Source organism: Labrys neptuniae (assembly GCF_040797145.1).
Taxonomy (GTDB): Bacteria; Pseudomonadota; Alphaproteobacteria; order Rhizobiales; family Labraceae; genus Labrys; species Labrys neptuniae.
In genome coordinates this window covers 220,696-236,344 of record NZ_JBFNQD010000003.1, presented here as the reverse complement: position 1 = coordinate 236,344, position 15,649 = coordinate 220,696, and the positions used below count along the sequence as shown (strand labels likewise).

At 64.5% G+C, this 15,649-nt stretch carries 15 protein-coding genes; 10 read left to right on the top strand and 5 right to left on the bottom strand.

Annotated features, from left to right (window positions below):
• The first annotated feature begins 86 nt into the window (after positions 1 to 86).
• Together ABXS05_RS11820 and ABXS05_RS11815 are read left to right on the top strand one after the other, a co-directional pair.
• On the top strand, positions 87 to 542 hold the full coding sequence (locus ABXS05_RS11820) for a VOC family protein (protein WP_367624057.1): 456 nt from the start codon (positions 87 to 89) through the stop codon (positions 540 to 542).
• Positions 543 to 602: 60 nt separating this feature from the next.
• The gene (locus ABXS05_RS11815; protein WP_367624056.1) at positions 603 to 1,094 is read left to right on the top strand and encodes a YcgN family cysteine cluster protein; all 492 of its coding nucleotides are present in this window, start codon (positions 603 to 605) and stop codon (positions 1,092 to 1,094) included.
• Positions 1,095 to 1,882: 788 nt separating this feature from the next.
• Here the strand turns inward: ABXS05_RS11815 and ABXS05_RS11810 are convergent.
• Positions 1,883 to 2,671: a S1 family peptidase gene (locus tag ABXS05_RS11810; RefSeq protein WP_311933367.1), complete on the bottom strand. Its 789-nt coding sequence runs from the start codon at positions 2,669 to 2,671 to the stop codon at positions 1,883 to 1,885.
• A 118-nt stretch (positions 2,672 to 2,789) separates the two neighbouring features.
• Positions 2,790 to 3,644 (bottom strand): S1 family peptidase, encoded by an 855-nt coding sequence (locus ABXS05_RS11805; protein ID WP_367624055.1) that lies wholly within the window; start codon positions 3,642 to 3,644, stop codon positions 2,790 to 2,792.
• A gap of 187 nt (positions 3,645 to 3,831) precedes the next feature.
• Between ABXS05_RS11805 and ABXS05_RS11800 the strand changes: the two genes are divergently transcribed.
• From ABXS05_RS11800 to ABXS05_RS11765, 8 genes are all read left to right on the top strand, one after another.
• Positions 3,832 to 4,116 (top strand): PepSY domain-containing protein, encoded by a 285-nt coding sequence (locus ABXS05_RS11800; RefSeq protein WP_311933365.1) that lies wholly within the window; start codon positions 3,832 to 3,834, stop codon positions 4,114 to 4,116.
• Positions 4,117 to 4,126: 10 nt separating this feature from the next.
• Positions 4,127 to 4,801, top strand: coding sequence for a response regulator transcription factor (locus ABXS05_RS11795; RefSeq protein ID WP_068296769.1), 675 nt, complete (start codon positions 4,127 to 4,129; stop codon positions 4,799 to 4,801).
• Entirely contained in the window at positions 4,798 to 6,222 is a 1,425-nt protein-coding gene (locus ABXS05_RS11790) for an ATP-binding protein (protein WP_367624054.1), read from the top strand. Before ABXS05_RS11795 ends, ABXS05_RS11790 begins: the two co-directional genes overlap by 4 nt.
• A gap of 235 nt (positions 6,223 to 6,457) precedes the next feature.
• On the top strand, positions 6,458 to 6,856 hold the full coding sequence (locus ABXS05_RS11785) for a hypothetical protein (RefSeq protein WP_311933362.1): 399 nt from the start codon (positions 6,458 to 6,460) through the stop codon (positions 6,854 to 6,856).
• 221 nt (positions 6,857 to 7,077) lie between these two features.
• Positions 7,078 to 8,220: a c-type cytochrome biogenesis protein CcmI gene (ccmI, locus tag ABXS05_RS11780; protein WP_367624053.1), complete on the top strand. Its 1,143-nt coding sequence runs from the start codon at positions 7,078 to 7,080 to the stop codon at positions 8,218 to 8,220.
• Complete coding sequence (ccmE, locus tag ABXS05_RS11775) at positions 8,217 to 8,672, top strand: cytochrome c maturation protein CcmE (protein WP_068296783.1); 456 nt, start codon at positions 8,217 to 8,219, stop codon at positions 8,670 to 8,672. Before ccmI ends, ccmE begins: the two co-directional genes overlap by 4 nt.
• Entirely contained in the window at positions 8,669 to 10,654 is a 1,986-nt protein-coding gene (locus tag ABXS05_RS11770) for a heme lyase CcmF/NrfE family subunit (RefSeq protein WP_367624052.1), read from the top strand. Before ccmE ends, ABXS05_RS11770 begins: the two co-directional genes overlap by 4 nt.
• Positions 10,655 to 10,657: 3 nt before the next feature.
• Positions 10,658 to 11,116, top strand: coding sequence for a cytochrome c-type biogenesis protein (locus ABXS05_RS11765; protein WP_367624051.1), 459 nt, complete (start codon positions 10,658 to 10,660; stop codon positions 11,114 to 11,116).
• A 110-nt stretch (positions 11,117 to 11,226) separates the two neighbouring features.
• On the opposite strand, the gene ABXS05_RS11760 is transcribed toward ABXS05_RS11765, so the two are convergent.
• The 3 genes from ABXS05_RS11760 to ABXS05_RS11750 form a co-directional block, all read right to left on the bottom strand.
• Positions 11,227 to 11,736, bottom strand: a complete 510-nt coding sequence (locus ABXS05_RS11760; protein ID WP_068296793.1) for a Dps family protein — start codon at positions 11,734 to 11,736, stop codon at positions 11,227 to 11,229.
• A 181-nt stretch (positions 11,737 to 11,917) separates the two neighbouring features.
• Positions 11,918 to 12,805, bottom strand: a complete 888-nt coding sequence (locus tag ABXS05_RS11755; RefSeq protein WP_367624050.1) for a TonB family protein — start codon at positions 12,803 to 12,805, stop codon at positions 11,918 to 11,920.
• Between the two features lie 85 nt (positions 12,806 to 12,890).
• Complete coding sequence (locus ABXS05_RS11750) at positions 12,891 to 15,581, bottom strand: TonB-dependent receptor (protein WP_367624049.1); 2,691 nt, start codon at positions 15,579 to 15,581, stop codon at positions 12,891 to 12,893.
• Positions 15,582 to 15,649 lie beyond the last annotated feature (68 nt).

The window sequence follows — 15,649 nt, the reverse complement described above, 5'->3', positions numbered from 1 at the left end:
ATTAATTTTTCATCCCTGTCGGAACCGGCCGCGCTGCGCCGTCCTTGGGGTAAGTCCACGAAACTTGCCCATGAGGAGGGAAGACCATGGCTGATATCGCCCCGCACGGCATGAACGTCCTGTCGCCGCATCTGGTCTGCGACGGCGCAGCCGATGCCATCGAATTCTACAAGAAGGCTTTTGGCGCCGAAGAGATGATCCGCCTGCCCGGACCCGACGGCAAGCTGATGCATGCCTCGATCAAGGTCTGCGGCAGTTCAGTCATGCTGGTCGACGCGAACAAGCAATGGGGCCTGCTATCGCCCAAGATGCTCAACGGCACCCCCGTGACCATCCATCTCTTCGTCGCCGACGTCGACGCTTTCGTCGCCCGCGCTGTCGAGGCGGGCGCCGAAGTGGCGATGCCGGTGCAGGACATGTTCTGGGGAGACCGTTATGGCGTGATCAAGGACCCCTTCGGGCATCATTGGTCGATCGCCACCCATCAGCGCGACCTCACCGTCGAGGAAATCCAGGAAGGTATGCGCAAGATGGCCTGCTGAAGCGCTCCCTTCCGGCGGCCCGCCTTCTCACGAAGGGTGACTCTGACCGGCTGTTCCGCTATGGCAACGGCGATGGAACAGCCTTCGAAGCCCTTCTGGAAGACCAAGCCCTTGGAGGCCCTCTCCCCGGAGGAATGGGAGAGCCTTTGCGACGGCTGCGGGCGCTGCTGCCTGGTCAAGCTCGAGGAAGAGGAAACCGGCGACACCTATTTCACCGATGTCGCCTGTTTCATGCTCGAATGCCATAGCTGCCAGTGCTCCGACTACGAGCATCGCAAGCGTCATGTTCCTGACTGCGTCACGCTGACGCCCGAGCTGGTGCGCACCATCGATTGGCTGCCGCCGACCTGTGCCTATCGGTTGGTCGCCGACGGCGAGGATCTCTATTGGTGGCATCCCCTGGTTTCGGGGGACCCCAATACCGTGCACCAGGCCAATGTCTCGGTGCGCGGCAAGGTCAAGGCCGACGACAAGCAGGTGGGCGAGGGCGAGTGGGAAGAGCACGTGGTGCGTTGGCCCGCGCGCGTACCCAAGGCGGCTCGCAGGCGCTGAAGCCTGTGTGAAGGCGACGCTCCGCCGCCCTGCCTGAAACGTCAGGATGGGAGCGCGGTTGCCTGCGGGCTTTCCTGGCGCAACGGCAGCAAACGCCATTCGAGCGAGCCGAAGACGGGTGGAATCGCGGCGACGGGGAAACGGCATGGCACCGCATCGTCGAGCATCGCTGTGCGGACATTCTGGGAATTGCCCCACTCGGGCAGCATTCCAGCAACACAGCACGCTTATCTTTGCATCATTCAACAGGAGTTGCGGGATGGAAACGCTTGTCGATATCGGCTCTGCTGCCGTGCTCATGATCTTGGCGGGCATGATCTTGCATGTTGCCCTGTCCATGCCGGTCTGAGGTTGGAAAATACTAAGTTTACTCTTTGGTAAACATGTTTTGTCGAAGGAGAGGAGTTTGTGCGTTTTCGCACAGAGCGAATACGCGCAAATGTTCGAAATAGGGCGTGTTGAACATCAGATTCGGGGGAAGATTGATGACACGTGCGCAACTGGTTTTCGATCGTCCTGAGCGGGTGGCGGGCTTCGGCCGCGTGAATCCCTCGGCGGCTGGACGGCATCTCAGTTTTGCGATCTCGACTCTGTCCTTTGTCGTGATTGCTGCCTCCGTCTTGTTCCTTGCTTCATTCTTCTAAGCTCGGCCGCCGGCATTGGCCGTTTCGAGCGCGACCATGGGGCTGCATGTGACCTCGGAAAGCAGTGCTCAGGATTGAAATAGCGAGGGCAGGGGCCACAGGAACGATCGCAGGGCCTGCGATCGCCGGCGATGAGCGTCTCGCTTACTGAAAGCGCACAGGGGAGCCGGCTCTGTCGGCCATGGTCTCGATGAAGGTGCGATAAGCCGAGACGGCGGTAACGGCGGTGATCGTGCCGCAATCGCGCCCCTTGCCGCCCATCACGGCCGAGATCACGCCGACGAGCACATAGTTCGCGCCCTGGCGCTGGAACACCGGCCCGCCCGAATCGCCCCGGCAAATGCCGTTATTGTTGATGGTGCGGCGGGTTGCCTTGTGATCGATCAGGAAGAGCTGGTGGGATTTGCTGTCGATCTGGTCCAGCATGTCGAAGCGCCGTTCGCGCAGCTTGCCGGCGCTGCTGACCACGCGATCGCGACTCATGCCGAAGCCGGCGACCTGGACGTCGACGAAACTGCCGTCATCGGCGATACGCGAGGCCAGCGGCACCGGCACCAGCCAGTCGGGAAAATCGTGGTCGACCCGGATCAGCGCGATATCGTTGATCGCAGCCGAGGTTCCGAGCGCCGTTACGTCGAACTGGGGATGGATCGCCACCTGCGTCGCCTCGGCGAAGCGGAAGCGGAACTGGGTATCGAGGGCACGGATGCGATAGTCGCCATGCCCGCTCAGGAAACAATGAGCGGCCGTGAGCACAAGCTTGCGGGAAATCACCGTGCCACTGCATTTGGTGCCGCTCGGCCCCGTGATCTGTACCACGTGACTGCGTACGCCGGAGGGATCGGTGACGTCGCGACCGCCTTTGATCGCCAGGGCTGGCATGGTGAGGGCCACGAAGGACATGACAGCGGCGGCGAGGCGGGTTTTCATCATGGCTAAGCTGTAGAGCATTTCCAACCAAAACCAAATTGTTGCGCGTTCGGGCGGGTTCTTGCCGAGCGAGTCTCGGATTCGACCGTGAAGAATCGGCCGGATTTCAAACGCCGGGCTGTCATGGCAGGGGCGCTCCCATGCGCGCTGCATTGCTGCGAATCCAGGGCAGGGCGGTGCCCAGCAGGGCCACGCCCGTCATGCCGCCGCAGCCCCGGCCGCTATTGGCGCCCACGGCCGAAGCCAGCACGCCCACGAGCATGCCCTCGCGCAGCACCGGACCGCCCGAATCGCCCTGGCAGGCGCCGCCGACGCCACTGTTCTCGCGCAGGCGCAACTGCACCCTGGAGATAGGCGGAGATCCTTCCAGCGCAATTTCACGCAGAACGCCGCCGCTCTTGCCGGCATTCTGGGCAGTCAGGCCGAACCCGGCGACGCGGTAGACCGCACCCGCGATGCCTGCTTCGGCCGCCAGGGAAAGCGGCGCATAGCCCGCCAGGGGCGCATCGAGTTTCACCAGAGCGAGATCGATGGTGAAATGCCGTTTGTCATAGGCCTTGGCATCGAATTGGGGGTGGATCGCCACGCTACCGAGTTGTGACAGCACCGGCTTGCCGCCCTGATAGGTCAGCAGGCGGTAATTGGCGCCCTTGCGTACGCAATGGCCTGCCGTCAGCAGAAGATCGGAGGCAATGACGCTGGCCGAGCAGAAACTGCCGCGATCGGAGACGATCATCACGACGTGGCGGGCCATATCGGCGGCTGCCGGCGTGCCGCCGACGATGGCATGGGCGGGCAACGCCGACACAAGAGCCATGACCAGGCTCAGAAGGGCGATCATGGGTGAGCGCAGGACCCAGGTCGACATCGATGCCAGCATCCGTGACTGGCGTGGCCCGGGCGAGAACCAGCCGGCACCTGTCGTATTAACGGGGCGCTCCTTCTGGCGAAAGGCGGGATTGAGCATTACGTTCATGCCGTGTTCAGTGGCTCTGCACAATGATGATGGCTCGAATCGAGGGGAATTGCGGCGAAATCTAGAGCAAGGCGCGTCGGGCGGAAATGCCGCCTTGTTCTAACTCCTTGTTTCGGCGCGTTTTTGGATTTTGCACGAGGCGAGCTATAGCAGAAGGATGAGGATGGGGCGGATATCTTCCTTAGCCGTGGCCCTTGCCCTGGGACTGGGGTGGTTTGTGGCGTTGCAGCCGGCGATGGCTGCCTGCGTCAGCCTCAGCGAGGCGCGCCCGCTCGTGAAGTCAGGTACGATCGTGCCTCTTCTTTCGGCATTGGGAGCGGCTCGACGTGCGGTAAAGGGAGAGATGATTGACGGCAATTTGTGTGGAGACCCTGGCAATTACCGCTATGTCGTCACATTTCTGGGGACCGATGGTCGGGTGATAAGAGCGACGATCAACGCCAAGACCGGCGAAGTCGTAGGTGTGAAGTAAAGGAATACCGATGCGGCTTCTCGTGGTCGAGGATGATCAGGATCTCAACCGCCAACTGGTCAAGGCGCTTGAAGAGGCCGGCTATGCCGTCGACCGGGCCTTCGACGGCGAGGAAGGCCATTTCCTCGGTGATACCGAACCTTATGATGCCGTTGTGCTCGACGTCGGGCTGCCGAAGCTCGACGGCATTACCGTGCTCGACCGCTGGCGCCGCGCCGGCAAGGTGATGCCGGTGCTGATTCTGACCGCCCGGGATCGCTGGTCCGACAAGGTGATGGGATTCGATTCGGGGGCGGACGATTACGTCGCCAAGCCCTTCCACATGGAAGAGGTCCTGGCACGTCTTCGCGCGCTCATCCGCCGTACCACCGGCCATGCCACCAATGAACTCGTCTGCGGCCCCGTGCGCCTCGATGCCCGGGCCGGCCGCGTGGTGGTCGACGGCAACCCGATCAAGCTCACCTCGCATGAATATCGGCTGCTGGCCTATCTGATGCACTATACCGGGCGCGTCGTGTCGCGCACCGAATTGGTCGAGCATCTCTACGACCAGGATTTCGACCGTGATTCCAATACGATCGAGGTGTTCGTCGGCAGGCTGCGCAAGAAACTGGGTGTGGATGTGATCCAGACCGTGCGCGGCATGGGCTATATCCTCACGCCGCCGGACGCCATGCGCGTATGACCACACGCTCGCTGGCCTTCCGCCTCTTCGTCGCCGCCGCGGCCTGGGTGGTGGTGGTGCTGGTGGTGGCGGGCGTGGTGCTCTCCTCCGTCTACCAGCATGCGACCGAGCGCTCCTTCGACGAGCGCCTGCATGTCTATCTCAAGACGCTGGTCGCCGATATCGCTGGCGCCGATGTGGGCGACCGCACGGCGCCAGGCGCCATGGGCGAGCCCCGTTTCGAGTTGCCGCTGTCGGGCTGGTACTGGCAGATCAACCGCCTCGACAAGCCGGCTTCCAATGGATCCAAATCGCTGTTCGAGGCGACCCTGCCGAGCCTCGACGACCAGAACACGCCCGGCGAACCCAGCGGTGTGCGCGAGGGCTATATCAAGGGCCCGGACGATCGCCGGCTGCGTGCCGTCGAGCGTCTGATCGATCTTGGGGAGGACGGCCGCTACCGGGTAACCCTGGCCGGCCCTGCCGATGAGATCGACAGCGCCATTTCCGACTTTCAATATTCGCTGCTGCTGACCTTTACCGCACTTGGCGTCGGGCTGCTCGCTGCGATTCTGCTGCAGGTACGCTTCGGCCTTAGGCCGCTTTCGCGCATCAGCGGTGCGCTGGCGCGCATGCGCACTGGCGAGGCGGCCAAGCTGCCGCCGGACCTACCCGACGAGATCGTGCCGCTTGCGCGTGAACTGGATGCGCTGGTCGACGCCAACCGGGAAGTGGTCGAACGGGCCCGCACCCATGTCGGCAATCTCGCCCACGCCCTGAAGACGCCCTTGTCCGTCATCGCCAACGAGGCGGGTACGGCGCCGGCCAGTCCCTTGGCCGAACAGGTGGGCCGACAGGTCGGCGTGATGCGCAAGCAGATCGATCACCACCTCCAGCGCGCGCGCATCGCCGCCGCCGTCAGCGTGGTGGGAACGGTGACCGAGATCGCACCGGTGATCGAGGGGCTGGTCCGGGCCATGGAGAAAATCCATGCCGTCAAGCGCCTGAAGATCACGGTTCAGGTCGATCCGGCGCTGCGTTTCCGCGGTGAGAAGCAGGACATCGAGGAAATGACCGGCAATCTCATCGACAATGCCTGCAAATGGTCGATCAGCGAGGTAATGATCCGGACCGAGGCGTTCCACCTGGATGGCGCGATGTTCGCCCGGATTATCATCGACGATGACGGACCGGGCCTGTCACCCGAGAAGCGCGCCGAGGCGGGACAGCGCGGCAAGCGGCTCGACGAGACCAAGCCCGGCACCGGCCTCGGCCTCGCCATCGTACAGGATCTCGTCTCGCTCTATGGCGGCCGTTTCAATCTCGATGAAGCACCGATCGGCGGTCTGCGGGCCATCCTCGATATTCCCGCCCTGCAGGGGCCGGTACCAACAGCCGGCGCCCGGCCATCCTCGCGAAGCGGTGAAGGCGCGACGGTCTAGAACCAAACACGTTCAGATGCGAACACTTGTTGGTTCGACTTCTCCAGTCCGGCGCGTCTTTGCGATTTCTGGTGGTTCCACCAAGTCGCAAAACCGGTTGGGCCGGTATCAGGATCACTTTCTCGTATCACGCGGAACACCTGCCCCTTGCGACACTGAGAGACGGTTGGCGCGGGGCGTTTTTGCGTGTAAGGCTGCCGACAGCTTATGCTCTTATGCTTAGGTCAGGGGTCCTATGACAAAATCGATCGTCAAGCTGTTTGGCCTGGCTGTGGTGGCGCTGCCGCTGGCAGGATGCGGGCTTACCAGCTCGACCACCCAGCCGACCGTCGCTGCCGCGCCGCCCACGCCTGCCACCAGCAATTCGCCGATCCTCGACAGCCTCGATCCCGCCGATCGCGCCCGCGCCGAGCAGGCTCGGCGCACGGCCCTGGATGGCAAGGCCAAGGTCAGCATCGACTGGAAGAGCGACAGCAACGCCACCACCCATGGCAGCGTGGTGGCCGGGCCACTGCAGAACCAGGGTGCGGCTCCGTGCCGGCAATATTCCCAGACCGTCTACAAGGACGGCGTGCCGAGCGTCGCCCGTTCGACGGCGTGCCGGCAGCCGGATGGCGGTTGGGTCAACAGCTGAGGCGTTTTGCGATTGGGCGGAAGGGCCGGGAATCGCAGCGACGCGTCGGGACGACAAGCCGGAGCGAAGAGGTGTTCGGTCATGAACGCGCTTTGCTGCGGCGATATCTGGGCGGGCGGGGGTGCGGTCGCGCACGCTGCCCGCAGCCGATGGGTGATAAGGCGTCTCTGCGCGTTTGAAACGCCCAAATTAGGCCTTATGGCCAGCGCAAGAGATCTCGAATGCTCCTTTGGATAGCCCTGGCCGCCATGACCGGCCTCGCAGCTCTGGCATTGCTGTGGCCGCTGGCGCAGCGTGGCGGCGCCGTGACGCCGCAGGCATCCGATGTCGCCATCTACAAGGACCAGTTGGCCGAGATCGATCGCGATCTCGAGCGCGGGCTGATCGCCGGGAGCGAGGCGCAGGCCGCCCGCATCGAGGTCTCCCGCCGGCTGATCGAGGCCGATGAGGGAGAGAAAGCCGAGAAGGACCGGCAGCCGGCCGCGCAGGCGGCCAGCGGGCGGCGGAGGTTTGCCGCGTGCGTCGTCCTGGTGGCGGTCCCGCTGCTCAGCCTTGGGCTCTATGCCTATCTCGGCTCGCCGTCGAGTCCCGACCAGCCCCTGGCGGCCCGGCTGGACGACAATATCGAAAACGCCTCGCTCGATGAACTGGTGGCCCGGGTCGAAGCCAAGCTGGCGGAGAATCCTGAAGATGGCCGCGGCTGGGAATTGATGGCGCAGATCTATCTGCGCCAGCAGCGCTTCGAAGATGCCAAGCAGGCCTATGCCAATGCCCTGCGGCTGCTGGGATCGACCGCCGAACGCGAGGCCAATTTCGGCGTCGCCGTCGTCGCTGCCGCCGACCGCATGGTGACGGCCGATGCCAAGGCCGCCTTCCAGCGGGCTCTCAAGCTCGATCCCAAGGAATTCCGTTCTGCCTATTTCCTCGGCCTCGCCAGGGAGCAGGACGGCGACAAGAACGGGGCGATCGAGGCCTGGCAGGCCCTGATTGCCGACAATCCCAATGCTGCCGACTTCCTGCGGCAGGAAATCGCCAGGGTCGGCGGGCAGCCCGGATCTGCTCCCGATGGCGCCGCTCCCGATACGGCTGCACGCGGCCCTTCACAGGACGATGTCAGGGCAGCCCAGGCGATGACTCCGCAGGAGCGCGGCAAAATGATCCAGGGCATGGTGTCCGGGCTGTCCGAGCGGTTAAAATCGCAAGGGGGCAGCCCGGAGGAATGGATGAAGCTGATCAAGGCCTATAGCGTGCTCGGGCAGGCGGACAATGCCCGCACTGCGCTCGCGGATGCCCGCAAGGCCCTGGCCAATTCGCCCGATGCCGTCAGGCAGATGGACGAGCTTTCGAAGGCATTGGGTCTATGACGCGCAAGGGCAGACGTCTGGCGATGATCGGCGCAGCCGGTGTGGTCCTCGCGGCTGCGGTGGGCCTGGTGCTGTTCAGCCTGGGCGGCACCATGTCCTATTTCGCCGGTCCGAGCGACATCGTCGGCAAGCAGACCACGCCAGGCCAGCGCTGGCGGCTGGGCGGCCTGGTGGAGCAGGGCTCCCTGCAGCGCGGCAGCGCGTCGGAGATCGCCTTCACGGTGACCGATACCAACAAGTCGATCAAGGTCGTCTATTCGGGTATCGTGCCCGATCTCTTCCGCGAGGGGCAGGGCGTGGTGGCCGAGGGCGTGGTCGACAGCGCCGGTGTCTTCCAGGCCGATACGCTGCTGGCCAAGCATGACGAGAAATACATGCCCAAGGAAGTGGCGGATGCGCTGAAGGCGCAAGGCCACTGGGAAGAGGGCGGCGCCTACGGGAAGAAGCCATGATCGTCGAAGCCGGCCACTACGCACTCGTTCTCGCCCTCACGCTCGCCGTGATCCAGTCGGTGCTGCCGCTGTGGGGCGCTCGCGCGGGCGATCTCGGGCTGATGCGCATCGGCACCAGTTCCGCCCTGTTCCAGCTTCTCTTCGTTGCCACGGCGTTCGGCGTGCTGACCTATGCCTATGTCAGCTCGGATTTCTCGCTTGCCAACGTGTTCGAGAATTCCCATTCGGCCAAGCCGCTGCTCTACAAGATCACAGGCGTGTGGGGAAACCATGAGGGCTCGATGCTGCTCTGGGTCCTCATCCTGGCGTTTTTCGGCGGGCTGGTGGCCGCCTTCGGCCGCAACCTGCCGCCGACGATGAAGGCGACCGTGCTGGCGGTGCAGGCCTGGATCAGCGCTGCCTTCCTCTTGTTCATCCTGCTCACTTCCAATCCCTTCACCCGCCTCACGCCGGCACCGATGCAGGGGCAGGATCTCAACCCGATCCTGCAGGATGTCGGCCTCGCCATCCATCCGCCGCTTCTCTATCTGGGCTATGTCGGCTTCTCCATCGCCTTTGCCTTTGCGGCTGCCGCATTGATCGAGGGGCGCATCGATGCCGCCTGGGCGCGCTGGGTCCGGCCCTGGATCCTGCTGGCCTGGATCTTCCTGACCCTGGGCATCGCCATGGGCTCCTATTGGGCCTATTACGAGTTGGGCTGGGGCGGCTGGTGGTTCTGGGATCCGGTCGAGAATGCCTCGCTGATGCCGTGGCTCGCCGGTACGGCGCTCCTCCACTCCGCTTTGGTGATGGAAAAGCGCAATGCCCTCAAGGTGTGGACGATCCTGCTCGCCATCCTCACCTTCTCGCTCTCCTTGCTCGGCACCTTCCTGGTGCGCTCGGGCGTGCTCACCTCCGTGCACGCCTTCGCCACCGATCCCAGGCGCGGCGTGTTCATGCTGGCGATCCTGGTGCTGTTCATCGGCGGTGGCCTCAGCCTGTTCGCCTGGCGCGCTTCAGCCCTGAAGCAGGGCGGCATCTTCGCGCCGATCTCGCGCGAGGGCGCGCTGATCCTCAACAATCTCCTGCTCACGGTGAGCTGCTTTGCCGTGTTCATCGGCACGCTCTATCCCCTGGCGCTGGAGGCCCTGACCGGCGGCAAGGTGTCGGTCGGTCCGCCCTTCTTCGACTTGACCTTCGGGCCGCTGATGCTGGCGGTGCTGGTGGTGATGCCGTTCGGCCCCTTCCTTGCCTGGAAGCGCGGTGACCTGGCCGGTGCCATGCAGCGCCTCGCTGCTGCGATCGGCCTCGCCATCCTGGCCGCGCTGGTGACGCTATGGCTCAAGCAAGGCGGGCCGGTGCTGGCGCCGCTCGGCGCGGGCCTCGCCTTCTTCATCATGGCGGGAGCGGTGGTCGAGATCGCCGGGCGCATCAAGCTGTTCCGCGAGCCGCTGGGATCCAGCCTGCGCCGGGCAACCGGCCTACCGCGGTCGGCCTTCGGCACGGCCTTTGCCCATTTCGGCGTCGGCGTGACGCTGATGGGCGTCGTTGCCGCCTCGGCCTGGCAATCGGAGACCATCGTGGCGATGAAGCCCGGCGATACCGCCGGCTTCGGACGCTTCCAGGCCACCTATGTCGGCGCAGTACCCAGGCGCGGCTCGAACTATACGGCCACCGAGGCGCAGTTCGTCATCCGCCGCGATGGCGTCGAGATCGGCCGTATGACGTCCTCCAAGCGTTTCTACCCGGCGCGCCAGATGCCGGTGACGGAAACGGGCATCAGCACCCATGGTTTCGACCAGATCTATATCGGCCTCGGCGACAATCTGCCGGATGGTGCCATTGCGGCGCGGCTCTATGACAAGCCGCTGATCACCCTGATCTGGCTCGGCTGCCTGATCATGGCGTTGGGCGGCCTGTTGTCCCTGTCGGACCGTCGCCTGCGCGTCGGCGCTCCCAAGCCGGCGCGCCGGCTTGCCCAGACCATGCAACCGGCCGAGTAGGCGATGGCGAAGCGTTTCATCCTCGCCTGCCTTTTCGGCCTCATGGTACTGCCGGCCCTGGCCGTGCAGCCGGACGAGGTCTTGCCCGACCCGGCCCTCGAGGCACGCGCCCGCGCGTTGTCGGCGCAGCTGCGCTGCATGGTCTGCCAGAACGAGTCGATCGACGATTCGAATGCCTCGCTCGCCAAGGATCTGCGCATCCTCGTGCGCGAACGCTTGAAGGCCGGCGACAGCGACGCTGAAGTCAAGGACTTCCTGGTTGCCCGCTATGGCGATTTTATCCTCTTGAAGCCGCCTCTGGAATGGCGAACGCTCGCTTTGTGGTCGGGACCGCCGGCATTGCTGCTGCTGGGTGGCATCGCCATCTTCCTGTCGACGCGGCGGCGGCACGCTGCCGCTCCTGCACCGCTCAGTTCGGATGAGCAGGCCAGGGTCGACGATATTCTCAAGCGGGAAGGCTAGAGCATCGTGCCGAAAAGCGGACGCTGATTTTCGGCAAAAGCGATGCGACAACAATAGCCTGCAGCATCGGATCGCCCCGGCTGCCGAGCTCGCGGTGCTGAAGAGCTTTGCTATCGGCCGGTCTCGAACAGGAACCAGGCCCGGCGTTCGGTTTCGTCGATCCAGTTTTCGATCAGGCTGGCGGTCGCGACATCGCGGTGTTCGTCGCACAGATCGTGGGTCTCGCGCAGGAAGCCGACCAGGCGCTTGTTGTCGTCGAGCAATTCGGCAAGCATGTCGCCGGGCGTGACGAAATCGGCATCATTGTCCGACAGGCGCTGCAGCCGCCCGATATGGCCAGCCGAGCGCAGCGTGGTGCCGCCGATCTTGCGGACCCTCTCCGCGATGGCGTCGGTCATGGCGAAGATCTGATCGGCCTGCTCGTCCAGCAGCAGATGATAGTCGCGAAAATGCGGGCCCGAGACGTGCCAGTGGAAATTCTTGGTCTTCAGATAAAGGGTGAACACGTCGGCAAGCAACGTCGTGAGTGCGCCTGACAGATCCTTTGTCGCATTGGAACCCAGATCGGTGGGGACCCGCAGATCCGCCGTCTTCAATGCCTTCGCCTTGTCCTTGGCCATCAAGTCGTTTCCTTTTGCTATCAGGTCGGTGGCGCTCCTCTCCAGCCCAAGCGGAACCATGACAGAGAGGCAGCCTTCATAGAACATCGCTCGGCCAGCAAGGTTCATCGCGGATCGAGCTTGGACAATCGTTGGACCGCCATGGCCCTGTCTGCTTTGCCTGGTTGCTCGTGCACCGATCTCACCTTGAATCAAACCGAACCGGCGCGGTGATGGTCCGGCTGACGCCAGCCGGCGGCGGGGGAACGGGCGAGGCCCTCCGGACCAGGGACAGTACCTCCTGGTCGAGTTCGACAGAACCCGAGGAGCGGGCGAGCGAGGCTGCCAGCACGTTGCCCTTATCGTCGATCCGGAAGCGGACATAGGCAATACCGCGTTCACCGCGCGAACGGGCGCCGGCCGGATAGCGCTTGCGCCGTTCGAGATGCGCCATCAACTGCGAGCGCCACTCCGCCGGCGCCTGGCCGGACAGCTGGCCGGAGCTGGTTTGCCGGGCTGCGTTGCGGCTCGACTGACTGGCCTGGGCTTGTGCCACGACGGCTGCCTTCGAAGCTTCATGGGCGTGCTGAGGACGAGGCTTGGCTGGCTTTTGCTTGGGCGGCTTCTTCGGCTCTGCCCGGAGAGTGGTCTGCTGCCTCGCCTTCACCTCGATGGGCCGCTGCTGGGGGAGCTGTACTTCGGCCTGCGTGACCTGCGTCGGCAGCGTTTCCATTGTCGGCTGCGGCTCGGCCGCCTCCGTCACCGGCTCCGGAGCCTGGACCTCCTCGATGGGGTCGGCGGGCACGGGCTCCTCGGGCGCCGGGACCGCCTCGCTTGCCGCCTGGGGCTCCGCCGCCTGCAGGTCGGGAGAGATCTCGTTGGTCTGGGTCTGCATCGCCTCCGGGGTCGGCGCGAGCTCGATCATGATCGCCGGCGGCGGAGCATCGGCGGAAGGCGCCGCCGGCGACGGCCACAGACACCAGATGGCAACCCCAAGGTGCAGGCTGAGCACGACAAGACCCGAACCGGCCCAGAGAGCCAGATCCGCGAGGCGGCTCCTGGAGCCTGAGACGGTTTGCCAATCGGTCACGATGGGGCGCCTTCCGGTACGCACTCCAGCCCGGCCGGGGCTATCGTGGGATAGCTGGCCTCGCGTAGCGTGTTCATCGGCGCCGTCAGAATGTGGCGGTCAGCGAGGCGTAGAAGGTGCGCCCCGGGCCCGGTTGCTGCACCAGGCTCAGGGGGTCGACGTAATATTGGTCGGTCAGGTTCTCGACGCGGACGCTGCCCGTGAGGTTCTTGCTGAACTTGTATTCGGCGAAGACGTCCACCAACGTGTGCCGTTTCCAGTCGACCAGGGCGATGAACTGGGACGCACCCTGCGCCGTCACGTCGCCATGGCCGATGGCGCGCGCGCCGACATGGGAAATCCGCCCGCCCACGGTGAGCGCATCGTCCATCAATTTCTGGGACAGCGTGAGCGCCAGCGAATAGCGGGGCGGAATATGGTTGGTCGAATAGTCGGCATAGAGCGACTTGTTCTCGCAGGTCCCGGCGGTGCGGCAGAACTCGACATTGGTGTAGTAATTGGCCGCCAGATCCGCCGTGAAGCCGCCGAGTTCGTAGCGGCCGGATAGTTCCAGGCCGGAGAAATGGGCGCGATCGATGTTGAAGATGCGCATGCCCGAGACACCGTTGGGAAAGGTGTACCATTGGCGCGCGATGTAGTCGTCGACGGTCCAGTCGAAATAGCCCAGCTTGAGCATGCCCTTGTCATTCGCCGACAGCAGGCCCTCCCGGCGCAGATTGGTGCCGATTTCCCAATTGCTGGAACGCTCGGGCTTCAGATGCGAATTGACGTTCATGGTGAAGGCCGAGACCGATTCCATGATGCTGGGGAGCCGCATCGCATTGGAATAGTTGACGTAGAATTGGGTGCCGTCGAAAGGCTCGACCGTCACGCCGATCGAGGGGCTGATGCCGCCCTTGGCCAGCCTGGTGTCGTAGGTGTAGTCGGGGCGCACCAGTTCGGGGGCATTGCGATCCTCGGACCAGAAATACTGGTAGCGCAGCCCCCCGTTGAGGGTGAGCCAGTCGGCGGGCCGCCAGGCGGCCTTGGCGAAACCGGCAGCTTCATGGCGGATGCCGTCGCGCAGGTCCAGCCAGGTTTCGGCCTCCTTGGTGCCGCGGCTCGGGCGAGTGTCCTCGCCCCGATAGGACAGGCCATAGGTCAGGTCGGCCGAACCATAGGCCAGCTGGAATTTGGAGGTGTTGGTGATCTCGGCACCCCACATGTCCGTGTCGGACCCGGAGCGGAAGTCCCCCGGCTTGGGCGGCCTGTAGCCGGCGCGCAGCGGATTGCGCATCTCCAGCTTGCTCCACCACAGATTGGTCTTGAGGTTGATGAGGTCGTTGTCCGCAGGTTTCCAGCGGTAGCGCAGCGTGACGCTGTCCACCGAGGTTCCGGTGGTCTGTGCCTGCTGGACCGCCTGGCCCCGGTCATTGGTGAGCCGGGAGGCGAGAAGGTCGCCGGCCTCGCTGCGAAAGCCGTTATAGCCGAGCTGCACGCTGTGGCCGTCGCCGAAGCGCACCGTTCCCTTGGCGATCCAGGATTGCGTCTCCAGCTGGGTGTTCAGCACTTCCTCGCCGGCGCGATAATTGGCGATGCCGCCATTGTCGATATAGTCCGTGTAGTTCTGGCAGTAGGTGGGCGTGGAGCAGACGCGGCGTGGCCCCAGATGGATGGGATAGGCGGAAGGCCCGTTCGTTCCCGCATGATAATTGCCCTGCTTGCGATAGGCGTAGCCGGCGATCAGGTCGAAATTCTCCTCCTTCACCGCAGCCACGACGCTGCCCGAGCCGCTCGTCGGCGACAGGAGGGCCGGCCGGTCCATGCCGGTCGGCGAGGGCGTGGCCACCGGGGAGGCCCAGGAGGCGTAGGGCCACTGGTAGCCGGCCACTGCGCCGGCTTTCGGCGAAGAGGTATTGGTGCCGAAACCGCCACGGACGCGCACGCCGTAATTCTTGCCGTCCTGCACGATGTCGGCGGCATCGAGCGTGCGCATGGCGACCGTGCCGGCAATGCCGTTGGAGGTGACGTCCGACCCCTTGGTGATGTCGATGCCGCCGAGCAGGTCCGGGTCCACGAAGGTGCGGTTGGACGTGCCCTGATAGCCCTGGTAGACGGTCACGGCATTCTCGGCTCCGTCGACCGTCACCGCGACGCGGCCCATGCCCTGCATGCCGCGGATGTTGACGTCGATGGCACCGGCACCGTTGCGCGCTTCGCCCGATGTCACGCCCGGCGTGCCCCGGAAGATGTCGGCCGGGCTCGATCCCCGGAAGCGCTCGATGGCCTTTTCCGAAATGTAGGCGGTGGGCGCCGGCGTCTCGTAGGGGGCTTCCTGCTGATTGCCGCCCTGGCCGGCCGTCACGGTGATGACGTCGAGGACCAGCGAGCCGTCATCGGCAAGCGGGGCCGCCGTGCCGGCAGCACGCCCGCTGATGGTCACGGTGTTGGCGCTGGTGAAGCTGTAGGAGAGGCCTGTGCCCGCGAGAAGGCGCGAAAGCGCCTGTTCGCGGGTGTAACTGCCTGATAGGGCAGGGCTGGTCCGGTTGGCGACCAGGGACGAGGCGAACAGCAACCGCAACCCGGCTTGATCGGCAAAGCGGGTGAGCGCCGGGCCCAGGTCCTGCTGGCGGATGTCGAGGCGAATACTGCCCTGCTGTGACGTTTGCGCATAGGCGGTGCCGCCGCACCATGCCGACGCCAGCACCATGCCGATCGATACCGACCCCAAAAGTGCGATCCTGGTGAGGCCGCCAAAGCCGCACCCCTTGTTATGTCCCAATCTTCTGCCGTCCATCAATCCCGCCCCGCTGACCAAAGGGGGGAGGGCAGGCGTTTCCTGAAAACGTCTGCCAGTCCCCCATA